Below are 22,377 nucleotides of genomic sequence, written 5' to 3'. Positions count from 1 at the left end.
CGGGGGCGGTCCTCTCGCACGGACTGCGGGGGAGGGTCGACCTTCGGGCAGATGCACGGGGGCGTTGATGCGGGGATACGGCGGGACAGTGCTGCTGGACGTGTTGGCCGGTGCGGCCGAGGCCGCGCCCGGTCAGTCCATCGTCCATGTCGACGGGGACGGTGCGGAGACGACCGTCAGCCATCGCTCGCTGTTCGCCGATGCCCTCCGCGTTGCCGGAGGATTCCTCGACGTGGGGCTGGCGCCGGGAAGCCATGTGGTGCTGCCCGCCGAGCGGAGCGAGGAATTCCTGCCGCTCTTCTGGGGCGCCGTCGCCGCCGGGCTCGTACCGGTGCCGCTCGCCCCGGACGTACGGCGCGTGCTGCCCGTATGGGAGCTCCTCGGCCGGCCGCCGGTCGTCGTCGGCGGATCCACCGAGTCGCTGCTCGACGCCCTGCCCGGCTTCGTACCTTCCCTGACGCTCGACGGTCTCCGCGAGCACCCCGCCGCTCCGACGCTGCCGAAGCGGGCGCCCGACGACGTGGCGTTCCTGCAGTTCTCCTCCGGCAGCACGGGGGCGCCGAAGGGGGTCGAGCTGACCCACGCGGCCGTTCTCGCCAATCTGGCGCAGATCCGTGCGGCGGCCGGAATCGGCTCCGCTGACGTGCTCGTCACCTGGATGCCGTACTTCCACGACATGGGACTGATCGGCACCCACCTCGTGCCGCTGTCGGCACGGATCAAGCAAGTGCGGCTCGAACCGATGACGTTCGCCAAGCGGCCCCTTCGGTGGCTGGAGGCGGCCTCACGGCACCGGGCGACGCTGCTCTCGGCCGCCAACTTCGCCCTGGCGCTCGTCGAGCGACGTGCCCCGTCGGACGCTCTCGCGCGTCTGGACCTGGCGTGTGTACGGATGATCCTGGTCGGCGCCGAGCCGATCTCGCCGGCCGTGTGGCGGGCCTTCGTCGGGCGGCTGCGGCCGACGGGCCTCCCGGCCTGCGCGCCCACACCGGTGTACGGCCTCGCGGAGTCCACCCTCGCTGTCACCTTCCCTCCGCCGGGGGAAGTCGCCCGGCCGCTGGCCCTGGACAGGGCCGCACTCGGGCGTGGCCACGCCGTGGACAGCGCGCCCGGACCGCACGCGGTGGAACTGATGGACGTGGGCGGCCCCGTGCACGGGTGCGCCGTACGGATCACCGACGACACGGGCCATCCCGTCGACGAACGCCGGGTCGGTCACATCGAGGTCAGCGGCCCCCAGGTGGCCCGCGGCTACCACGGCGCCCCGGAGGCGACGGCGGAGGCGTTTCGTGGTCCGTGGCTGCGCACGGGTGACCTGGGATTCCTGCGCGAGGGGCGCCTCTGTGTGACCGGCCGGTCCAAGGACGTCGTCTTCGTCGACGGGCGCACACTGCACGCGTCGGACCTGGAGGAGGTCGCGGCGAACACACCTGGGCTCGGTCTGTGCCCGGTCGCGGTCGTGGGATCGACCGATCCTGCGGGCGGCGGCGAGCGGGTCGTCGTCTTCCTCGCGCCCGCGCCTCCCCTGTCCGCCGTGGCCCCCGAGCTCCTGCACACGGTCCGCGGACGGGTACGCGAGGCCCTGGGGCACGACGACGTACGGGTGTTGGCGCTGCCTGTACGCGGCTTCCCGCGTACGACGAGCGGGAAGGTCCGTCGCGGAGTGCTGCGCGATCGCTTCGAGGGCGGAGACTATCCGGAGATCGCGGGGCGGGCGGCCGTGGGGGTGGTGGGGAAGGGGGCCGGCTCTCTGCCGGAGCAGCCGGCTCGGGGCGACCAGCGCGGCCGCGCGGTGGGCTCCGCCGGAGTGGCCGTCTCCGTTCGCACCGGATCAGGCGTCCTTCCGGACGCGCCTGTCGACCGCGCGGTGGAAGAAGTCGCCCCTCGCCGTGACGGCGCGAAGGACGCCTCCGGTGCCGCCGACGGTCCATCCGGAGCCCTTCCGTCGGCGTCCGCGCCCCGATCCCGGCCTGACGTCGAGGCCGTCGTGCGCGGAATATGGGCGCGGGCGCTCGGGCTGCCGGGCAGCGCCATCGGTCTGGACGACGACTTCCGGGCGCTAGGGGGCTCATCGCTCAAGGCCATGGAGGTTCTGGCCGGGCTCGAGGACGAGTTCGCCGTGGCGTTGCGTCCGTCCGACGCTCGTGACCACACCACTGTGGCTGCCCTCGCCGGGCTGATTCTCGCCGGCGGCGGCTCTGAAGGGCCCGGAGGGGGTGATTCCCAACGGCACGGATCGGCGCACCCCATTCCACACGGATCGGCGCAGACCATCCCGCACGGATCGGCGCCGGCCACTCCGCACGAGTCCGCGCCGGCCACTCCGCACGAGTCCGCGCCGGCCACCTCGTACGAGTCCGCGCGGGCCGACGAGCCGTTGGTCGCCGTCTCCGCGCTCGCCTGTCGATTTCCCGGGGCCGATACTCCCGAGGCCTTCTGGGACCGGCTCCTCGACGGCTACGACGCCGTCACCCCCGTACCGGACGGGCGGTGGGCCGATCCGGCCCACCGACACGCGCGGTGGGGTGCGTTCCTCGACGAACCCGACGGTTTCGACGCGGACTTCTTCGGGATCGGAGCGGAGGAGGCGCGGGCGACCGACCCTCAGGCGCGGATTCTGCTGGAGCTCGCCCACGAGGCCCTGGAACGGGCCGGCCTCGCCGGGCCGCTGCGGCGCGGGCGCCGGGTGGGGGTCTTCGTCGCCGCCGGTGACAGCGGGTACAGGCACGTTCTCGAACATGCCTACGGTGAGAGCGAGTTGCCCGCTGCCGCCCTCACGGGGAACCTTCCCAACATGCTCGCCGCGCGTGTGGCGCACTGCCTCGACCTGACCGGGCCCGCGCTCGCGGTCGACACCGCCTGCTCCTCGGCCCTCGTCGCCCTCCACCTGGCGCGCCGCAGCCTTCAGTCAGGGGAGTGCGACACCGCCGTGGTCGCCGGTGTGCACCTCGATCTCACGCCGGACGGGTACGCGCTCCTGGAGAAGGCGGGGGCACTGTCCCCGACCGGACGGTGCCACGCGTTCGGCGCGGCGGCCGACGGGTTCGTCCCCGGGGAGGGCGGCGCGGCGCTGGTTCTGACCCGTCTCGACGAGGCGGAGCGCGCCGGGGATCCCGTCCTCGCCGTGCTGCGCGGCACCGCCGTGAACAACGACGGCCGTTCGCTCAGTCTGATGGCGCCCAATCCCCTGACCCAGCGTGAGGTCATCACTCGGGCCTACCGAGACGCGGGCATCGCCCCGGAGAGTGTGTCCTACGTGGAGGCCCACGGCACCGGCACGCCGATCGGCGACCCCGTCGAGGTGCGCTCGCTCGCCCACGCCTTTCCGCCCCTTCCCGACGGACGGCTCCGGCTGCTCGGCTCGGTCAAGACGAACATCGGCCATCTGCTCAACGCCGCCGGAATGCCGAGCCTGGTGAAGGTGGTCCTCGCGCTCGGTGCGCGGCGCCTGCCGCCGTCACCACTCCGGACCGCTCCGTCGACCGCATCGGATCCCGTGCGCGCGGCCTCGGCCTCCCGTTCGCCCTCTCCCTCGTCCTCGCTCGACCTGGCCGGTTCCGGGTTCGCCCTGGTCGATGCCGTACGCGACTGGGAGGCGCCCGGACCGCTCGTCGCGGGGATCAACGCCTTCGGCTTCGGCGGCACCAACGCCCATGCCGTACTGGAGGAGGCGCCCGCCCGGCGTCGGCCGGAGCGGGTGCCGTCGCGCGCGCCCCGGCTGCTCACCCTGTCGGCTCACGGGGAGGACGGGCTGCGTGCCGCTGCCGCCGGACTCGCCGCCCATCTTCGTGACCACCCCCTTCTCGACGAGGGGGATGTCTGTGCCACCGTCGCCGCCGCCCGCGACGAGGGGCCCGATCGTCTCTCCCTCGTCACCGACGGCGATCTCGCCGCCCGGCTGGAAGCCGTACGCGACGGGGTGACGCCGACCAGTGCGCCGGTGCGGTCCCGTGCTCGCCTCGTCCTGCTCCTTCCCGGGCAGGGTGTACGGCCACACGGTGAGGCCCGCTCCCTGTACGCCGGCGCACCGGTCTTCCGCGAGGCGCTCGACGAGGCCTCCGGCCACGCCGGGATGATCGACGGCCGCAGTCTCGCAGCCTGGTGCCTCGATGACGACGTGGCGGCCGACGCGCTCTCCCGTACCGACATCGCCCAGCCGCTCCTCGTCGCCTACGGGGTCGCGCTCGCCCGTCAGGTGCGGGCCTGGGGCATCGCCCCGGACGCCGTCGCCGGGCACAGCGTCGGCGAGATCGCCGCCGCGTGCGTCGCGGGGACGCTCTCGCCGGCCGACGCCGTGCGGTTCGCCGCCGAACGCGGCCGCCTGATGGCCGATTTGTGCGCCCCGGGGGCCATGGCGGCCGTGCGCTGCGGTGAGGGTTCGGTCGCCGAGGTGGTGGCCGGGGCGCGGGGCGCGCTGAGTGTCGCCGCAGTCAACGGTCCCGACCAGGTCGTCCTCGCCGGGACCGAGGCCGCCGTCGAGCGCGCGGTCGTCACACTGTCCGCTCGGGGCATCACCGCACGTCGGCTCGGTGTGTCCCGTGCCTTCCACTCGTCCCTGATGGATCCGGCCCTGGACGCGCTCACCGACGCCGCGCGGGCTCTCGTGTTCCGGCCGTCGGTGATGTCGACACCGCTGATCAGTACGGTCACCGCCGGTTGGCAGCCCGTCCTGGACCCGGCCTATCTGCGTGGCCATGCCCGGCAGCCGGTGCGTTTCGGTGCCGCGGTGGAGCGGTTGATCGATGACGGGTACGACACGTTCGTCGAGCTCGGCGCCGGGGCGCTCGGCGGCTCCGTGCGTGCCGTCGCGGCCGCACACCCGCGCGGAGGCGGGACGGTCACCTTTGCGGCCGGGCACCGGGGCGGTGCGCGGGGACTCCTTGAGACCGTGGGTCGGCTCTGGGAGCGGGGTGCGCCGCTGGACCGTGCCGGGCTGGACGCCGGACGGGCCCGGATCTCCGACGTACCCACGTATCCCTTCCAGCGGCGCCGATATTGGCCGGCGGCCGCTCCACTGCCCCGGCCGCGTCTGCCTCTGTCTCCGCCTGCACCTCTGCTGCACCGGTTCGGGTGGGACGACGCCCCGTCGACCGTCGGATCCAGGCCGCGTTCCGTCCTTCTGGCGGGGCCGGATTCGCCGCTGGCCCGTGCGTTCGCGGAGCGGCTCAGAGCGCGGGGTGTCACGGTCGAACGGGCGGCCGGAGACGCGCCGCTCGGACGCGCGGCCGGCGACGCGCTCGTGGGACGGACGACCGGCGGCGCGCCGGGCGGCTGTGGGCCGGTGGCCGAGGGTGAGGCGCCCCCCGAGGTCGTCGTGCTGCTCGCCGGTCCCGCCGCGGAGCCGGACTCCGCCGACGCGCTCGACGCCGCCCACCGCGCCATGGTCACCGGGCTCCAGAACCTCCTGCCGGAGCTCGCCCTCCACCGCCCGCGCGTGCTCGTCGTCACCGAGGACGTCCATGTCACCGGTGCCGGACCCGAGCGCCCCCGTCCCGCGCAGGCGGTTTTGACCGGGCTCACCCTGGCGCTGCCGGAGGAGTTTCCCGGTGTCGTCGCCCACAGCGTCGACCTGTCGTCCCTCGACGAGGTGGGAGCACAGCTCGACGCGCTCGACCACGAGCTCGCCGCTCGGTCCGCCGTGCCGGACGACGATGCGGTCCTTCGCCCGGCGCCCGCCGTCGCCTGGCGGGCGGGGCGACGCCTCGGCCGGACGACCGAGCGCGTCGCCACGAGGCCCGGCGCAGGATCCGGCGCGGGACCCGGCGTCGATGCTGCGGCGTTGCCGCCCCACGGCACGTATCTGATCACCGGTGGAGCCGGCGGTGTCGGCGCCGCGCTGGCCCGCGATCTCGCGGGGCGGGGCCGGCCGACCCTGCTGCTGACCGGCCGCTCGGCCGAGCCGCCCGCCGGGCTGCTCACCGAACTCCGGGCGCTCGGCGCCACCGTGGACTACCGCGCCGCCGACGTCTCCCGCGAGGGGGACGTCGACGCGCTGCTCGCCGGTCTGCCGCGCATCGACGTGCTGATCCACGCCGCCGGCGTCGTGCGTCCCGGCACGCTGCGAGCCAAGACGCCCGACGAGACGGCCGAAGTCCTGGCCGCCAAGACGCGGGGCACCGAGCTGCTCGCCCGTGGACTCGCCCGGCACGACCTGCGCCCCTCCCTCTGCGTGGCGTTCTCCTCCGTCGCCTCGGTGCTGCCGGGCCTGGCAGGCGCGATCGGCGACTACGCCGCCGCCAACGCCTACCTCGACGCCTTCGCCGCCGCCGAACGCGCGGCCGGTCGGCCGTGGCTCGCGGTCAACTTCGCCGCGTTCGCGGACACGGGACTCGTCGCCGGTACGAGCGCGTTCGCCCGCGGTGCCGATGCTCGTCCCACGGCGGCCTCCCGTGCCGCGGCCGGTGCCGCGCGCGGGCCCCTGCCGTTGGCGAGCGGTGAGGCGGTGGAGGCCCTGCGCACGGCCTGCGGCATCGGCGCGGCCCAGCTCATGGTCGCCGACCTCGACCGGAGGGTCACCGCACCTCGTACCGCGGCCGGCTTCGGCGTACCCCCGCGCCCCTCCACTGCTCCCCCGATGACTCCCACGCGCTCGGAGCAGGTCCCGCACTCGGGGCCAGGCGGTGTGCCGGACGTCCTGCGGCAGCTGCTGTCCGACGCGCTCCACGTCTCCCCCGACGCCCTCGGCGCCGACGTACCGCTCCTCGGCCTCGGGCTCGACTCGCTCATGGCCGTCGATCTCGTCAAGCGGCTGGAGCGGGAGCTGGACCGCTCCCTGCCCATCACTCTGTTCTTCGAGCACCGGACGCTGGGCGAACTCGCCCGGGAGCTCGGCGGCGAACCCACCCTGGAACACGGCCCCGCCCGGGATCTCGGCCCCGCCCGCGAACCCGGCAAGTCCGAGGGGACGCTCTCCCCCGCCTTCCAGGAGTCCGCGGCGGCGCCGCCGACCGACGACGGCGCCCCCTTCTCGCTGACGCCGGTCCAGCTCGCCTTCCACACCCAGGGCGGGCTGTACCCGGACGTCCCCGCATACGGGTACGTGACGCAGGACGTCCGCGGCCCCCTCGACCCCGATCTCCTCGGCAGGGCACTCGGCCTGCTCGCCGACCGTCACGCGATGCTTCGCGTCCGGATCCTCCCCGGGGAGTCGGCACCCACTCAGTTCGCCGTGGCGTCGGCGTCGCCCGGCGACGCGAGGATTCCCCCCTGGTACGAGGTTCGTGAGCTGCCCGGAGTCCGTGCCTCCGAGGAGGAGTTCAGGGAGCTCGAAGAGGCTCTGTGCAACCGGCCGTTCGACCTCACCGTCGAGGCTCCGATCCGCGCCGTGCTCGCCCGTGCCGCCGGTGGGGACGGTTCCGCGGAGTTCGTCCGTCTCGTGCTCGTCGTGCATCACGCCGCAGCCGACGGCTTCAGCCTGAACATCCTCGGCGAGGAACTCTGGGCCCTCTACACCTCCCTGTCCATCGATCGCGTCCCGGAACTCCCGCCGCTCGCAACCGACTTCGCCGCCTTCGTCGCCCACGAGCAGTCCGAGCGTGCGGACTCCGCCCTCGCCGAGGAGCGGGCGTACTGGCGTGACGTACTCGGCCGGCAGAACGAGCCGCTCACGCTCCCGTACGACGGTGATCCACTGGGCCTCCCCGAACCCCCGCTCCTCGCCCACCAGGTGACCCCCGGCCCCGGCCTGTCCGCCGCACTCCGGGCGACGGCCGCGGCCCACGGCGTATCCCTCTTCCACCTGCTCCTCGCGGCGTACGCGCGCTGCCTGTCACGGTGGAGCGGTGGGCGCGAGGACGTGTCCGTGAACGTCGCCAGGGCCCGTCGCGAGACGCGGCTGCCCGGCATCGACCGGCTGGTGGGACCGCTGGCCGACACCCTCCCGGTCCCCCTGCGCGTCGGAGCGGACGACGCGGTGCACGCGCTCGCGATACGGCTCCGCGAGGCGTGGCCCGAGAGTGAACGGCACAGCCTGCTCACGAGCCTGGACCTCGCCCGGCTCCTGCCGGCGGACGGGGCGGGACCTCGTACCGCCGCGCCCGCGTCCTTCAGCTTCGCCCGGTTCCCGGTGTCCCTCGACCCCGACTGCCCGGTGGAGGTCCGTCCGACCTCGGCCGGAACGGCCTCCGCCGCCACCCGGCTCAGCCTGCTGTGCTGGGAGTCGGACGGGGAGCTGGCCTTCTCGTGGAACTTCCCGGCGAGGCTCTTCGACCGGTCCACGATCGCGCGCCTCGCCGCCGAGCACCTGGCCGAACTCACCGGGACGGCCGGGCTCGACGGGACGACCGCGCCCGGCAGGACGGCGGTCGAGCTCCCCGCCACGACGGCCGAGCCCGGCGAGACAGCGGCCGGCGACGCACCCCCGGCCGCCGCGCCGCCCGGTCCGCCGACGACCGTCCCCGCCCCCCGTCCGGCCGGCGACATCGTCGCCCGCCTGCGCGCCCGGTTCCGGGCGACGCCGGACGCGGTCGCCGTCGACACGGACGGGGCCACCCTCACCTACGCCGAACTGGACCGGGCGTCGGGCGCACTCGCCGCCCGCCTGCGGGCCCGCGGCGTGGTCCCGGGTGACCTCGTGGGCCTTCTGGCCGAGCCTGGCGCCGACGCCGTCACCGGCGTGGTCGGCATCCTGCGCGCCGGTGCGGGCTGGGTACCGCTGGACGCCGCCCATCCCCCCGCACGCCTTGCCGATCAGCTGGAGCGGTCCCGCGCCGGCGCGCTCGTCTGCCATGCGGCGACACGGCACGCGGCGACGGAGCTGGCCTCGTCAGCGAACATCACGCTGGTCACGACCGACGGTCCCTCCCCCGAGCCGCACGCCCCCTCGGCGGAGAACGCGTCCCTCGCCCCGGATCCCGACTCCCTCGCCTACGTCATCTTCACCTCCGGCTCCACCGGGCGCCCCAAGGCAGTGCCCATCACCCGCCGTTCGATGACCCACTACCTCGACTGGGCGCTCGCCACCTTCGGTTACGGCGAGGGTGACCGGCTCGCCCAGACGGCGTCGCTGTGCTTCGACGCGTCCGTACGCCAGCTCCTCGCGCCCCTCCTCGTCGGGGCCACGGTCGTCACCCTGCCGCGGCAGCTCCTCCGGGACCCCGAGGCGCTGCTCGACCGGGTCGAGCACGCCCGGATATCGGTGTGGAGTTCGGTTCCGAGCCTGTGGTCCCGGCTGCTCGAAGCCGCGGAGACGCGGGTACGGGAGGGCGGGCCGGCCCCCGACCTCTCCGCCCTGCGCTGGATCCACGTCGGCGGCGAGGCGCTCCCGCCCGCTCATGTACGGCGCTGGTACGACCTGTTCGGGACCGGGCACCGGATCGCCAACCTCTACGGGCCCACCGAAGCCACCGTCAACGCCACCTTCCACATCATCGAGGCCCGCCCCGCCGACGACGTGCGGACGCTCCCCATCGGAACCCCCCTCACCGGCACGGAGGTCGAGGTCGTCACAGCCGACGGCCGACGGCGCTGCGCACCTGGCGAGCCCGGCGAGCTGCTCATCACGGGCGTGGGACTCACCCCCGGCTATCTGCACGCCCCGGAACTGACCGCCGCCGCGTTCACCGAACGCGACGGGCGTCGCTGGTACCGCAGTGGCGACCGCGTCCGGCGCGGCAGGGACGGCGTCCTCGAGTTCCTCGGACGCCTCGACGACCAGGTGAAGATCCGGGGTCACCGGGTGGAGCTCGGCGAGATCGAGTCGGCGCTCCTGGCACATCCGGCGGTCGCCCGCGCCGCGGTGGTCCATCGTGAGGAACGGCTGAGCGCCTTCGTGCAGTGTCTGCCGGGCGTCACGGCACCGGACTCCACGACCCTGCGCGCCCACCTGGCGCGGACGCTTCCCGAGTACATGCTCCCGACCCGGATCCACCTCGTCGACGAGCTCCCCATGACGGGAACCGGCAAGATCGACCGCGCCGGTCTCAAGCCCCCGCTGGCGGAACCACGGAATCCCGAGGGGGGATCATCAGGATCGCTCCCCGCGACCTCGACCGAGGTCCTGCTGTCCCGTGTCTGGTCCGAACTCCTCGACGCGGACGCGGACACGATCCGGCGCGAGGACGACTTCTTCGCCCTCGGCGGCGACTCCCTGCTCGTCCTCCAGGTCTTCGCCCGACTGCGGGAGACGATCCCGGCCCTGCCCCGGCCCACTGTGGTGTACACCCACCGCACACTGGCCGCGCTCGCGGCCGCCATCGACCGCGGCCCGACGGACGGGCGAGCCGAGAGCGACCGGACGGCCTCGTGCACCGGCGAGTACGGGACCGGGCGTGAACACGGTGGCCGATACGGCACCGCGTCGCCGTTCCCCCTCTCCCCCTCCCAGCGCGGGTTCCTGCTCGCGGAGGCGATGGCGCCCGGCTCGCCCACCGCGTGGCTCGCCTGTCTGCGGGTCGAGGGGCCCCTGCGGCCCGACGCGTTCCAGCAGGCCGTGGATGCCTGCGTCGTACGCCATCCGATGCTGCGGACCGTGTTCCCCGCCGGCATGCGTCCGCCCATCCAGCAGGAACTCCCGCCCAGTCTCCGGCTCCCGGTCGACTTCGAGACCCTCGCCGAGCCGGGCCTCCTCGCGTCGCGGATCGCCGAGGAACGCGAACGCCGCTTCGAGTCCTGGGCCTGGCCGCTGCTCCGCCTGCGCGTGCTCACGCTCGGGCCCGACGAGCACGCACTCGTCGTCCATGCCCACCACCTGATCGGCGACGGCTACAGCGTCGCGCTGCTCGGCCGGGAGTTGCTTGCCGCCTACGACCGTGCCGTACGGGGCGAGTCCGCCGAACTTCCGCCGCTGCGGGGCACGTTCCGCGAGCACGTCGTTCTTCAGGAGCTCACGGCCGCCTCCGCCGACGCCCCACGGGCCGCCCGACTGGACGAGCCGTATCGGCGCCCGGTCCTCGGAGGCAGTGCGGGGGAACGGACGTCCGCCATGAACCCCGAGGCGGCTCCGTACCGCACCACCGGATTCACACTGGCCGCGCACGAGGTCGCGGTGCTCCGCCGGATCGCCACCGAGGCGGGTACGACGCTCTTCGCCCCGGTCCTGACCGCGTACTACCGGACGCTTGCGGCCACGACCGGGCAGGACGACCTGATCCTCGGTCTTGCCGTGTCCGGCCGCGACGACACGCATCCGGACGCCCACCTGGTCTTCGGTCCCTACGCCGCCGCCGTGCCCCTGCGGCCGGGCCTCCCGTCCGCTGAGAGGGCGGCCGGCCGCACGTTCGGCGACGATCTCCGGGCGGTCGTGGAGGAGGTCGAGGCGGCCCGTACCGAGGGGGTCCGGCCTCCTCGGCGCGGCGGCGGGCTACCGCCGACGGCCCAGTTCTTCTTCACCTTCCTGGACTTCTCCGCCCTCGGGCCGATGAGCGGCGACACCCTGAGGGTGCGATGGGACGACGCCGACGCCGAGCTCGCGCCTCCGCCGGTGGGTACGGACACGTTCCTGGCGGTACGGCCGGTCGGCGAGGGAGGGCTACGGGTCACGCTGCGCGCGGCCACCACGGCGTTCCCCGACGGGGCGGCGTTCGTCTCGTTCACCGATGCGTTGCGGCAGGGGATGACCGAAGGCGGCGTGCTCGGGCGGGCGGACGGCCTACCGCGTCGCTCGGTCGCGCCCCCGGCTCCCGGTGTCCTGGACTCCGCGCTCGTCGGGTACCTTCCGCCGCCGGGTCAGCTTGCCGCGCTCGCGGCGTTCGGCGGGCGCAGCGGCCCGGGCAGGCTCGGCGCGCCGACGGCCGAGGCGGCAGCGTCGCGTGAGCAGCTCCGGGAGCTGCTCTTCCCGGGCGGGCGCCCCCGGCTCGTGGAGGAGATCGACACGCCTCTGGGGCGCTCGGGGTTCGTGTGCCTGCCGCTGTTCGCGGACGAGCTCGCTTCGACGCCCGACCTCGCCGTCCGGACGGCCCGGGCCGTCGAGCTCGCGGCGTCTTCGGGCGCCCGCTCCGTCTCGCTCGCGGGGATGATCCCGTCCCTGACGGCGTACGGCTTCGGTGTTCTGCGGGAGACGGGGGGACCGACGGCGCTGACGACCGGGCACGCGGCGACCGCGGTGTCCGTGGTCAAGACGGTCCATGCCGCGCTGATCCGGACGGGGCGAGGCCTCGCCGGTCGACGTGATCTCGGGGATCTCGGGGATCTCGCCGTCGCCGCGGTCGGCCTGGGTTCCATCGGCAGTGCGTCGCTCGAACTGCTCCTGACCCTGGCACCCGAGCCGCCGGCCCGGCTGCTCCTGTGCGACGTCGCCGGCAGTACGGCACGGCTGCGCACCCTCGCCGACGGTCTGATCGCCCGCGGTCTGGCCCGGACCGTGGAGATCCACGAATCCGGCCCGTCCGGCCTCCCGGCCGAGGTCCACGAGGCCGATCTCCTCGTCACGGCTGTGAGCGGGGGCGGGGCGATCCTCGACGTCTCACGCATCCGACCGGGCACGATCGTCGTCGACGACTCCTTCCCCCACTGCTTCGACACGACGAAGGCGCTGGCCCGGATGCGGGAGCGACGGGACGTCCTCATCGTCGGCGGCGGCCTGCTCTCGGTCGGCGCGGGTGGATCGGGCGGATCGGGTGGACCCGCCGGCGCCGGTGGATCCGTAGCACGCCGTACGGCTCCGGGACTGCCGCCCGCCGCAGCCGCGGGATACGCCGCGCTCACGTGGCTCCCCGGCACGATCGCCTCCTGCCGCCTGGAATCGCTGCTGCACGCCGCCGACCCGGAACTCCCCCTGGTGCACGGTCTGGTGGACGCGCAGCTCGCGCTTGCCTACTGGCGGGGGATGGAGGCGGCGGGCATCACAGCGGGCCCGCTGCACCTCCTGGGACACATGGTCGCAGCCGAGGAGGACGACCTCGACGGCTTCCCGCGCCGACCGTCCGGAGAGGGCTAGGGCCTGTCGTCACATTCCCGTCGTCGCCCGGATCGCGGGGCAGACGGCCGGATCCGCACCTCTACGGATGCCGCTCGGACAGCGCTTCTCCGCCGGTGCCGAATCGGAGCAGCGCGGCACGGACCAGAGCAACGTCCGCAGCGGGGACGGCAAGTTCCCAGTAGCGATCAGCGGCCTGCAGGGACAGCAGACGGAACGCTCCCCTGTCGACCACCGCACTTCCCGGACCGGCGACCGGGCCCGCCCCGTGAACATGGAACGGGGCGACCAGAGCGACGTCCTCGCCGGATCCGCCGAACACTCGGAACGGCCGCCACACCACTGACCGCGCTGCCGCGGGATCCAGAATCAGCGCCCCCTGGCGGAAGCGGTTGCCGTCGCGGACGAACGCGGAGACCTCACGAGCCTCACCGGTGTCCACGGCGGCGACGTCCGCCTCGGCGCGCTGCCGCGCGTCTCCTGCGAGCTGCTCGATGAGGCGACCCGGGTGCCGGAGCAGATCCGTGAAGGACTGTGTCCCCGCGGCCCGTCGGGCTTTTCGTCCCACCCTCGCCCCCCTGCGTCGTGGTCTTGGCAAGAGTAGCTACACGGGAGTGCGGGTTGCCACGCCCGCCCGCACGAGAATGAGTTGCAGGTCCCCGACCAGGAGGGACTTCTCGGTCGAAGAGGTGGGAACCACCGTGGTCTACGAAGCCGTCCGAGCCGAGCTCGCCGCCGCCGGGGAGGTGCCGGGCCTCGGATCGGCCCTCGGGCGACTCGACTCGCTGCAGGTCAGGGACGGGGCTCACTGGATCGTGGCCCGCGACGGAGCGCGCGTCGAGGCGGGCCGTGTCTCCGACGACCCGGGGGCGGTCTTCGGCCTCCGGCAGGGGTGGCTGCTGCCCGGGGAGGAGCGCGTGTACGCCACCCCCGTACCGGGCGGCGGTCTCGCGGTGAGCGGTGGGGACTCCGTCACCGTCCACGAGGCGGACGGAGCTGTCCGGTGGACGTTCCCGCACCGGCCGTGGCCGGGCGGAGCCCATGGGGCCTGCGCCTCCGATCCCTCCGGCACCGCGCTCCTGGCGGTCGTCCCGCACGCCCTCGAAACCGTCCGGACCGAGGTACTCCTGAACCTGGACCTCGCCACCGGCACGGTGCTGGCCGCGTCGGAGGTCCCGACGTGCTGGGGGACCTACGCGTTCCAGCAGCCGCTCGGCCCGGCCCGGGGAGTCTTCCTCGACGCGGCGCAGGGGCAGGACGAGGCGCACGCGCTGCTCGCGACCGCCACGCGGGAGGGCCTGGCGGTCGAACCGGTCGGTGGGTACGACGAGCCCTTCACGGGCAGCAGCCTGCGCTCCGGCGCCTTCCTGACGCTCTCCGTGGCCGGGGAGCGGCTGACCCGGTACGACTCGCCGGTCCGGGCCCGGACGGTGGCGGAGGCGGCCGAGGTGCTGTCGGACGGGCTGGTCTTCATGGGGCAGCCGGGCTTCCTCGACGAGGAGCGGGTGCTTGCGGCGGTGGGTGAGGACCCCTGGGAGGAGGAGTGCCGTCACCTCCTGCTCGGCGCCGCCGATCTGCGTCCGCGGGCCGAGGTGACGTATCCGCCGGGCATCGAGGTGACGGCCCGCGCCGTGGCCCTAGGCGACGGCACCTGGCTCACGTTCGACGGCGACACGGTCCGTCGCTGGCGCATCGGCTGACGCCGGGTCGCCGTCGGGTGCCGACGTCCGGTCGGCCTCGGGCGCCGACGTCCCGGCGTCAGGGGTGGGTGACCGGGGGCGGCGCGTTCGCGATGTACTGGTCCGGTGACCGCTCTCCCCGGCCTCGCCGCGCTGACCTCCCTGTGCCCGCCTCCTCCCGTCGCTCCGCCGGCGCCCGACTGGCCCCTCGCCGAGGGCGCGTTGGGCATGAGCCTGCCCCGGGACTACAAGGAACTCGTCGCCGCCTACGGGCCCGGCGAGTTCTGCGACTTCCTCACCCTGTACCGACCCGGTGCCCTCAGCGAATGGGTCGACCTGACCGGCCCCATGCCGGCGCGTCTGCGTGCGCAGCTCGACGCGGTGCGGTCCGCCGGCACGGGCCGGAGCGCCGGCGCGCGTAGCCCCGGGGAGCCTCGGTGCGCGACCGAGGATCTCCTCGTCGTGGGCGTCACCGGAAACGGGCACTACCTGTTCTGGGACACCCGGCCCCGCAACGCCCCCGACCGGTGGACCGTCGCCGTCACCGAGCGGCTGGGCGCCCCCTGGTTCACGTACAGCGGGTCGGTGACGGCGTTTCTCGTCGACGTCCTCGGCGGGACGCTGCACGTCCCGCTGTTCCCCCGAGACCTGCTCGACGACGGGCCCTCTTTCACCCCGTCCCGTCTCCGCGGTCGCGTACCGGTCACCGCCCCGAGCACCTGGTCACAGGTCAGCACGAGCACCATCCGTACATGGGCCAGGGCCAACGGCCACGACGTACCGGACCGGGGACGCGTCCCGGTCGCGATCCTCGAGGCCTGGGAGGCGGCGACGCACTCCGACCGCCCCCGTGGCACGGATCTCAGGTGAGGTGCACGGACAGCCCGCACAGGCCCATGTCCGTGCGGGCGGCGGTGCGCCAGACACGGAGGGGGCCGTCGAGGACGCTCTCCTCGCCGGTCGAGTAGTCCAGCCAGTCCCGGGCTTCGGCCGTGGCGCGTTCGTCCGGGGTGAAGGTGAAGGCTCGCTCGACGTACGGGAGACTCGCCGCGACCTGTGCCGGGGTGAGCAGGAAGGTGCCGCACCAGCCGGGCAGGAGCGCCGCCCGTGTCGGTCCGAGAGCGTGGAGGAGCGACGAGACGGCGTACTCCTTGCTGTGGACCGTGAGGAACATGCTGTCCTCGCTCTGTCCGTCCCACACGTCGTCCACGACGTAGAACGCCGGGTCCGTTCTTCCTCCGCACATGTCGTCGACGTGCGTGCCGGGGGCGGTGAGTTCGCGGAACGATTCGATCGCCGGGCCGTAGTCCGTGTACCAGGTCCGGTGGTCGGGGAGCGGAGCCCGCTGCCAGTCCTGCCAGCGGCGGGCGGCATCAGGGGCGTCGCGGTCCGCGCGCATCGCGGGAAGCAGTCGCGGGGCGAGGTTCGCGATGTCTTCGTCGGTGTGGCCCGAGATGGCCCACGCGCTCGTGAATCCCATGCGACCGACGTTATCGCCGGGCACTGACGTCGTTCCCCGCAGGGTGGCGGAACGTGACCATTTCAGGGAGGAGTTGGCCAGGGCGCGTGTGCGAGATGGAGGCGGTGCGGAGAGCTGTTTAAGAAACCTTGTTGAAAAAGCCTTTACCCCTGGTTCGCTCTTGATTTGCTCCTGCCAATCCGAACAGGGTTCTCTCGAACGTTTGACGCCCCACACGTCAACACGAGGAGAGATCCACTTTCATGGCAACTCACAAGCGATCCCACGGACTTCGCAACGCGGCCATAGCCACAGGTACCGCGGCCGCGGCCGCCGCAGCGCTGTTCGCGGGCAATCTCGCCGGGGCAGCCACCCCGGCCGAGGGAACCGTCCACGGACTCGGTGCCCCGGGCGCCGTCGACGGCAGCTTCATCGTCATCCTCGACGCATCCGCGAACAAGGGAGACCTCGCCAAGAAGTACGGCGGCAAGCTCGTCCGCTCCTACGGCTCCGAGGTCAACGGCTTCTCGGCGTCCGGACTGTCCGTCGACGAGGCCAAGCGCCTCGCCGCCGACCCCGCGGTCGGCACCGTCGTGCAGAACAAGCGGTTCAGCATCAAGGAGACGCAGGAACAGCCCCCGTCCTGGGGTCTGGACCGGATCGACCAGGCCGACACGGCCGGCGACCAGAAGTACACGTACCCCGACACCGGCGGGGAGGGCGTGACCGCGTACGTCATCGACACCGGCGTCCGGATCTCGCACAAGGACTTCGGCGGCCGCGCGGCCCACGGCTTCGACGCCGTGGACAACGACGACAGCGCCGACGACGGCAACGGCCACGGCACCCACGTGGCGGGCACCATCGCCGGCACCTCCCACGGCGTCGCGAAGAAGGCCAAGGTCGTGGCGGTCCGCGTCCTCGACGACAACGGCTCCGGCACCACGGAGCAGGTCGTGGCCGGCATCGACTGGGTGACCCAGAACCACTCCGGGCCCTCGGTCGCGAACATGAGCCTCGGCGGCGGCGCCGACGAGGCCCTGGACGCGGCGGTCCAGCGCGCCATCGCCTCCGGTGTGACCTTCGCGGTGGCGGCCGGCAACGAGTCCTCCGACGCCGGCCAGGGCTCGCCCTCCCGGGTGCCGGAGGCGCTCACCGTGGCGTCCAGCACCAAGGACGACGAGCAGTCGGACTTCTCGAACTTCGGCTCCGTGGTGGACCTGTACGCGCCCGGCTCGGAGATCACCTCGGCCTGGAACGACAGCGACACCGGCGTCAAGACGATCTCCGGCACGTCGATGGCCAGCCCGCACGTGGCGGGTGCCGCGGCCCTCTACCTGGCGGCCAACCCGTCGGCGACGCCGGCCGACACGGCCGCCGCGCTGACCGGGGCGGCCACCGCGGACGCCATCAAGAACCCGTCCTCCGGCACCGCGAACAAGCTCCTCAAGGTGACGCCGTAACAGCACGTCCACGACTCGCCGGGGCCGGGCCCGACCCCGATGAGCTGTGAAGAGGTGGCCCTCCACACACCCGTGGAGGGCCACCTCCTTCGGTTCGGTGCCCGATACTGCTGGGATGCCGCAGACGCCGCCCGCCGTGCTCCCCGAGCCGATATCGGCCGACCCCCCGCACCGCGAGGACCTCACGCTGCTCACCCAGTCCTGGCTCGACCTGGCGTTCCTGCACTGGGCCGTGGACCCGGCCGACGTGGCCCCGCTCCTGCCCGCGGGCACCGTGCCCGACACTCACGACGGCGTCACCTATGTGGGCCTGGTCGCCTTCCGGATGCACCGGGTCGGCTGGCTCCGGCTCCCCGGGATCCCGTATCTCGGGACCTTCCCCGAGACCAACGTCAGGCTCTACTCCGTGGACGCCCACGGGCGCCGCGGTGTCGTCTTCCGCTCCCTCGACGCGTCCCGGCTGATCCCGGTGACCGTCGGACGGTGGGCGTTCCGGATCCCGTACGTCTGGTCCCGGATGAGCATCCGCACCGAAGGTTCCACCGTGACGTACACCAGCAGCCGTCGCTGGCCCGGCCCCCGCGGGGCCCGCAGCGCGATCAGCCTGGAGGTCGGCGAGCCCGTGGAGGAGCCCACCGCGCTCGAACACTTCCTGACCGCCCGCTGGGGCATGCACAGCTCGTTCCGCGGGCGGCCGCTCTATCTCCCGAACACCCACCCGCGCTGGCCGCTCCACCGCGCCCGGCTGCTCGGCTGCGACGAGACCCTGCTCACCGCTGCCGGTCTCGCGCAGCCGCCCGGTCCGCCCGTGAGCGTGCTCTACTCGCCGGGCGTGCCGGTCCGCTTCAGCGCCCCTCCGCGGGTCCCGCGGGTCGTGTCGGTCCCGCGTCCGAGGGACGGGAACAGGTAGGCGGCTCGCTCGCTGTCTCAGCGCGGGGCGATCCCCGCCTCCGCCGCCGCCTTGATCCGGGCGCCGAAACCGGGTGCGTCCTTGCGGGCTGCCGCGAGCGCGAGGCCGGCGAGGAGTCGGCCCACGCCGTGGCCTTCGAGGACGTTGTAGATCCGGACCCGGGTCCGGCCGTCGGTGAGCGGTTCCAGGTCGTAGCCCCCCTCACTCGCCGTGATGAGGTTCTTCGACACCTCGGCCCAGCGGATCTTCACGGGCGCTTCGAGGGCGGTGACGCGGAACTCCCTCGCGGTCTTCATCCCGGCGTCCTTGACGGTGCTCCGGAAGACGGTGCCCACGGCGGTCGGGGCGTCCGGCACCCGCTCGATCCTGAGGACCCGGGGGCTGAACTCCGGATCGTTGCGCCCGTCGGCGAGAAAGGCGAACACCTCCTCCACCGGCCGGTCGACCTCGAACGTCGCTTCGAACTGTCCTGTCATGGGCACCCCAGATCGGTCGAGCGGCGCCCCCGCCCGCGCCTGCGGCGACGAGGCGTACCTCCTCGTCGCTGCACCGCGACGGTCGTAGCGGCATCACGACCCTACGTGACCGCCGGTCGACCCGCCCGGCGAGCGACGTGCTCCCCCAGTCGGTACGTCTCCACCGCCGTGCCGCCGAAGACCGCCGCCCGCTCGCCGGGGCTCAGCGCCTCCGTGAGCTCTCCCGCGGTCGCGAGCGTCCGTCCGTACGACGCCGCCAGGGTGCACACCGGCCAGTCCGAACCGAACATGAGGCGACTCGGGCCGAACGCGTCGAGCAGGGTGTCGGCGTACGGCCGCAGGTCCCGCACCGTCCAGGTGCGCCAGTCGGCCTCGGTGTGCAGGCCGGAGAGCTTGCCGACGGTGTTGGGCAGGGTGGCGAAGGCGCGCAGGTCGGCCGCCCAGGGCTCGAGGTCTCCGCTCGCCACGGGCGGTTTAGCGGCGTGGTCGAGGACGAAGGTCAGCCGCGGCAGTTCTCTCGCGGCCTTCGTCGCGGCCGGCAGCTGGTGCGGGAGGATCACCAGGTCGTACGCGAGCCCGGCGTCGGCCACCGCCGTGAGACCGTGCCGGACGTCGGGGCGGAGCAGCCAGGCGGGATCGGGTTCCGACTGGACCTGGTGGCGGATGCCCACGAGGCGGTCGCCGCCCGGCTGGGCGAGCAGCGTGGCCACGGTGTCGGCGACGTCGGGCGCCGTCAGGTCCGTCCAGCCGACGACGCCGGCGATCAGGTCGCTGTCGCGGGCGGTGGCCAGCATCTCGGGTGTCTCGTCGGCGACGGTGACCGTCTGGACGAGGACGGTGGCCGTCACCCCCGCGGCGGCGGTCTCGGCCCTCAGCTCGCGCTGTGTGAAGGTGCGGCGCAGGGGCGCGAGGGCGGGGCCGGTGATCCAGTCCTGGTCGCGTACGGACAGGTCCCAGAGGTGGTGGTGGGCGTCGACGACGAGGGGGCCGCGGGGAGTGCTCACAGCTGCCACACCACGGGCAGCCCCGCGTCCGCGCCGTCGCCGGAGTAGTCGTGGACGACATCGAGGAGCTCGGCCATCCGGGCCTGCCACTCCACGTTGACCGGCAGTGTCTCGAGTTCGGCCAGGAGGCGGGCGTAGTCCTCGCAGTCGAGCAGATGGAACAGGTCGGTGCCGCTGCGCCAGATCGTCCAGGACGTGCAGCCGGCGGCCCGGATCGCGCGGGTCAGCTCGGCGGGGACTTCGCGGTGTGCCTCCTCGTACGCGGCGATGCGGTCCGCGCGGACCCGGGTGTGCAGGGCGACTCTCATGGGTGGGCTCCAGAGGGGGCGGTGACGACCAGGACGACGTCGAGGGTGCGGGGTCCGTGGACGCCTTCGACGCGTTGCAGTTCGATGTCGGAGGTGGCCGAAGGGCCCGAGACGAAGGTGAGAGGCCGGTGCGGATCCAGGCCGGCCAGTGCTCCCGGTACGTCCGGGGCGATCTGTTCCGCGCGCACCACGCAGAGGTGGTGGTCCGGGATCAGGGACAGGGCCCGGCGTCCTTGGCCCGGTCCCGTGTCGAGCACGATCGTCCCCGTCTCCGCGATGGCGACGGCCGCCGTGGTCAACGTGCAGTCGAGAGAATCCAGTTGACGCACGGACAGGGGTGGGGAGTCGCCGACGAGATCCGCGTCGGTGCGCGTCAGGAACTCGGGCGGGAACCCGTCGGGCACGACGACCCGCCGCACACCTCGGCGTTCGAGGAGGACGGCCACGGTCCGTGCCACGTCCTCCGGCGAGGTACGCACCACGGTGGCGCGGTAGTCGGCGACGCGCGCGGCGAAGAGCGCGACGGTGTCGCCCGGCAGGACGGTACGGCGGTAGGTGCGCGGAACGGACACGTCCTCGGGCGACTCGTCGGCCGGCACGTCCCTCAACGCTGCCCTGATGCGGGCGAGTACGACGGCGCGACTGTCGGCCGTGGCGCCGCCGGCCGCGCGGTCGCCCGCTGGGCAGTCGGCCTCGGACCTGTCGGCCGCAGGGCTGTTCTCCTTGCTGCCGCTCTTCATCGCTCCTCCCGGTTCTCGCGCCACCACGCGCGGAACGACTCCCGTGGCGGTGGCGGTGTGTCCCTCGTGGCGGACCAGCCGCCGAGCGGTCCGGGCAGGCGCCGGATCCGCCCGCCGCGACCGCTCGTCAACCGGCCGCCGGCCGCCGCCGCCCGCTGGGCGACGCCCAGGAGCCCTGGCGAGTCGAGGACCGTCGACGCCGCCTTCATGGCGAGAGCCTCCGGGGTCGGCAGCGCCCGGTCGTCGCGCTTCGCCTCGACGACCTTCGCCCGCAGGTGGACCAGGATCTCCGGGATGTCGATCTTCACCGGGCAGGCGTCGTAGCAGGCGCCGCAGAGGGTCGAGGCGAAAGGCAGGGACGCGGCCCGCCGGACCCCTGCCAGCTGTGGGGTGAGCACCGCTCCGATCGGGCCGGGGTAGACCGAGCCGTAGGCATGGCCGCCGGTCCGCTCGTACACCGGACAGACGTTGAGACAGGCCGAGCAGCGGATGCACGCGAGGGCCTGGCGACCGACGGTGTCCTTGAGGACGTCGGTGCGGCCGTTGTCCAGGAGGATCAGATGGAAGTCCTGGGGGCCGTCGCCGGGCGTCACTCCCGTCCAGAGGGAGGTGTACGGGTTCATGCGCTCGCCTGTCGAACTGCGGGGCAGCAGCTGCAGGAAGAGCTCCAGGTCGGCGAAGCTCGGTACGACCTTCTCGATGCCCATGACCGTGATCAGGGTCTCCGGCAGGGTCAGGCACATCCGTCCGTTGCCCTCGGACTCGACGACCGCGATGGTGCCGGTGTCGGCCGCGGCGAAGTTCGCCCCCGAGATCGCCACCCGGGCGGTGAGGAACTTCTCCCGCAGGTGGAGCCTCGCCGCCTCGGCGAGCGCCTTCGGGTCGTCGGTGAGGTCGGCGGGTGCCGCCCGGCCCCGCTCCCCCATCCGCTCCGCGAAGATCTCCCGGATCTCGGCCCGGTTGCGGTGGATCGCCGGGACGAGGATGTGGGAGGGCCGGTCCTGGCCGAGCTGCACGATGAGTTCCGCCAGGTCGGTCTCGTACGCGGTGATTCCGGCGGCGGCGAGGGCCTCGTTGAGTCCGATCTCCTGGGTTGCCATCGATTTGACCTTGACGACCTCGTGCCGCTCGGCTTCCCCGCCGCCCCCGGCGCGGACGAGGCGCTCGACGATGCGGTTCGCCTCGGCGGCGTCGGTCGCCCAGTGGACCGTGCCGCCGGCGGCGGTGACGTTCGCCTCCAACTGCTCCAGGTAGTGGGCGAGATGGCGTGTCGTACGGCGTTTGATGGCGGCGCCGGCCTCCCTGAGCTCCTCCCAGTGCGGCACCTCGCCGGTCGCGTCGAGGCGCTTGGCACGGATGGTGGTCGTGGCGTGCCGGAGGTTGTGGCGCAGCCGGGTGTCGGCCAGGGCGCTGCGGGCGGCCTCGGGGAAGGCGGGGGTGCCGAGCCAGACCCGCCCGTCGTGGTCGGAGTCGTCCGTCATGCCG

12 protein-coding genes are annotated in these 22,377 nt (G+C 73.5%); 5 read left to right on the top strand and 7 right to left on the bottom strand.

Features of this window, described 5'->3' with window-relative positions; translation table 11 throughout:
- The first annotated feature begins 67 nt into the window (after positions 1–67).
- A complete protein-coding gene (locus IF00_RS0106125; RefSeq protein WP_051819884.1) occupies positions 68–12,874 on the top strand; it encodes a hybrid non-ribosomal peptide synthetase/type I polyketide synthase in 12,807 nt (4,268 codons plus the stop codon).
- A 61-nt stretch (positions 12,875–12,935) separates the two neighbouring features.
- Here the strand turns inward: IF00_RS0106125 and IF00_RS45540 are convergent, their stop codons facing one another.
- A complete protein-coding gene (locus IF00_RS45540) occupies positions 12,936–13,421 on the bottom strand; it encodes a hypothetical protein (protein ID WP_158710434.1) in 486 nt (161 codons plus the stop codon).
- Between the two features lie 133 nt (positions 13,422–13,554).
- Between IF00_RS45540 and IF00_RS42555 the strand changes: the two genes are divergently transcribed.
- Both IF00_RS42555 and IF00_RS0106110 read left to right on the top strand, forming a co-directional pair.
- A complete protein-coding gene (locus IF00_RS42555; protein ID WP_158710433.1) occupies positions 13,555–14,553 on the top strand; it encodes a hypothetical protein in 999 nt (332 codons plus the stop codon).
- Positions 14,554–14,658: 105 nt separating this feature from the next.
- Positions 14,659–15,402 carry an Lsr2 family DNA-binding protein gene (locus IF00_RS0106110; protein WP_245234438.1) on the top strand — a complete coding sequence of 248 codons (744 nt, stop codon included), beginning with the start codon at positions 14,659–14,661 and terminating at the stop codon, positions 15,400–15,402.
- Here IF00_RS0106110 and IF00_RS0106105 read toward each other — a convergent pair.
- Positions 15,395–16,012 carry a hypothetical protein gene (locus IF00_RS0106105; RefSeq protein ID WP_030315035.1) on the bottom strand — a complete coding sequence of 206 codons (618 nt, stop codon included), beginning with the start codon at positions 16,010–16,012 and terminating at the stop codon, positions 15,395–15,397. The two genes, IF00_RS0106110 and IF00_RS0106105, sit on opposite strands and share 8 nt — an antisense overlap.
- Before the next feature lie 242 nt (positions 16,013–16,254).
- Here IF00_RS0106105 and IF00_RS0106100 point away from each other — a divergent pair, with 242 nt between their 5' ends.
- Both IF00_RS0106100 and IF00_RS0106095 read left to right on the top strand, forming a co-directional pair.
- Positions 16,255–17,454: a S8 family peptidase gene (locus IF00_RS0106100; protein WP_030315034.1), complete on the top strand. Its 1,200-nt coding sequence runs from the start codon at positions 16,255–16,257 to the stop codon at positions 17,452–17,454.
- 115 nt (positions 17,455–17,569) lie between these two features.
- Entirely contained in the window at positions 17,570–18,364 is a 795-nt protein-coding gene (locus IF00_RS0106095) for a YqjF family protein (RefSeq protein ID WP_030315032.1), read from the top strand.
- A gap of 17 nt (positions 18,365–18,381) precedes the next feature.
- Here IF00_RS0106095 and IF00_RS0106090 read toward each other — a convergent pair whose 3' ends face one another.
- From IF00_RS0106090 to IF00_RS0106070, 5 genes are all read right to left on the bottom strand, one after another.
- The gene (locus IF00_RS0106090) at positions 18,382–18,840 is read right to left on the bottom strand and encodes an SRPBCC family protein (protein ID WP_030315030.1); all 459 of its coding nucleotides are present in this window, start codon (positions 18,838–18,840) and stop codon (positions 18,382–18,384) included.
- 101 nt (positions 18,841–18,941) lie between these two features.
- Positions 18,942–19,853 carry an amidohydrolase family protein gene (locus IF00_RS0106085; RefSeq protein WP_388309825.1) on the bottom strand — a complete coding sequence of 304 codons (912 nt, stop codon included), beginning with the start codon at positions 19,851–19,853 and terminating at the stop codon, positions 18,942–18,944.
- Complete coding sequence (locus IF00_RS0106080; RefSeq protein WP_030315026.1) at positions 19,841–20,152, bottom strand: L-rhamnose mutarotase; 312 nt, start codon at positions 20,150–20,152, stop codon at positions 19,841–19,843. The genes IF00_RS0106085 and IF00_RS0106080 overlap by 13 nt, the downstream gene beginning before the upstream one ends.
- Entirely contained in the window at positions 20,149–20,892 is a 744-nt protein-coding gene (locus IF00_RS0106075; protein WP_078944562.1) for a LutC/YkgG family protein, read from the bottom strand. The genes IF00_RS0106080 and IF00_RS0106075 overlap by 4 nt, the downstream gene beginning before the upstream one ends.
- Complete coding sequence (locus IF00_RS0106070; protein WP_030315022.1) at positions 20,889–22,373, bottom strand: LutB/LldF family L-lactate oxidation iron-sulfur protein; 1,485 nt, start codon at positions 22,371–22,373, stop codon at positions 20,889–20,891. The genes IF00_RS0106075 and IF00_RS0106070 overlap by 4 nt, the downstream gene beginning before the upstream one ends.
- Between the last annotated feature and the right edge of the window lie 4 nt (positions 22,374–22,377).

Source organism: Streptomyces flavochromogenes (assembly GCF_000717595.1).
Taxonomy (GTDB): domain Bacteria; phylum Actinomycetota; class Actinomycetes; order Streptomycetales; family Streptomycetaceae; genus Streptomyces; species Streptomyces flavochromogenes.
This window is presented reverse-complemented; position numbering and strand designations above follow the sequence as displayed.

Bases quoted from the DNA above. Each gene is read 5' to 3' on its own strand.
- IF00_RS0106125 (WP_051819884.1), top strand. From the start codon at position 68: ATGCGGGGATACGGCGGGACAGTGCTGCTGGACGTGTTGGCCGGTGCG.
- IF00_RS0106105 (WP_030315035.1), bottom strand. From the start codon at position 16,012: ATGGGATTCACGAGCGCGTGGGCCATCTCGGGCCACACCGACGAAGAC.
- IF00_RS0106100 (WP_030315034.1), top strand. From the start codon at position 16,255: ATGGCAACTCACAAGCGATCCCACGGACTTCGCAACGCGGCCATAGCC.
- IF00_RS0106095 (WP_030315032.1), top strand. From the start codon at position 17,570: ATGCCGCAGACGCCGCCCGCCGTGCTCCCCGAGCCGATATCGGCCGAC.
- IF00_RS0106090 (WP_030315030.1), bottom strand. From the start codon at position 18,840: ATGACAGGACAGTTCGAAGCGACGTTCGAGGTCGACCGGCCGGTGGAG.
- IF00_RS0106080 (WP_030315026.1), bottom strand. From the start codon at position 20,152: ATGAGAGTCGCCCTGCACACCCGGGTCCGCGCGGACCGCATCGCCGCG.
- IF00_RS0106075 (WP_078944562.1), bottom strand. From the start codon at position 20,892: ATGAAGAGCGGCAGCAAGGAGAACAGCCCTGCGGCCGACAGGTCCGAG.
- IF00_RS0106070 (WP_030315022.1), bottom strand. From the start codon at position 22,373: ATGACGGACGACTCCGACCACGACGGGCGGGTCTGGCTCGGCACCCCC.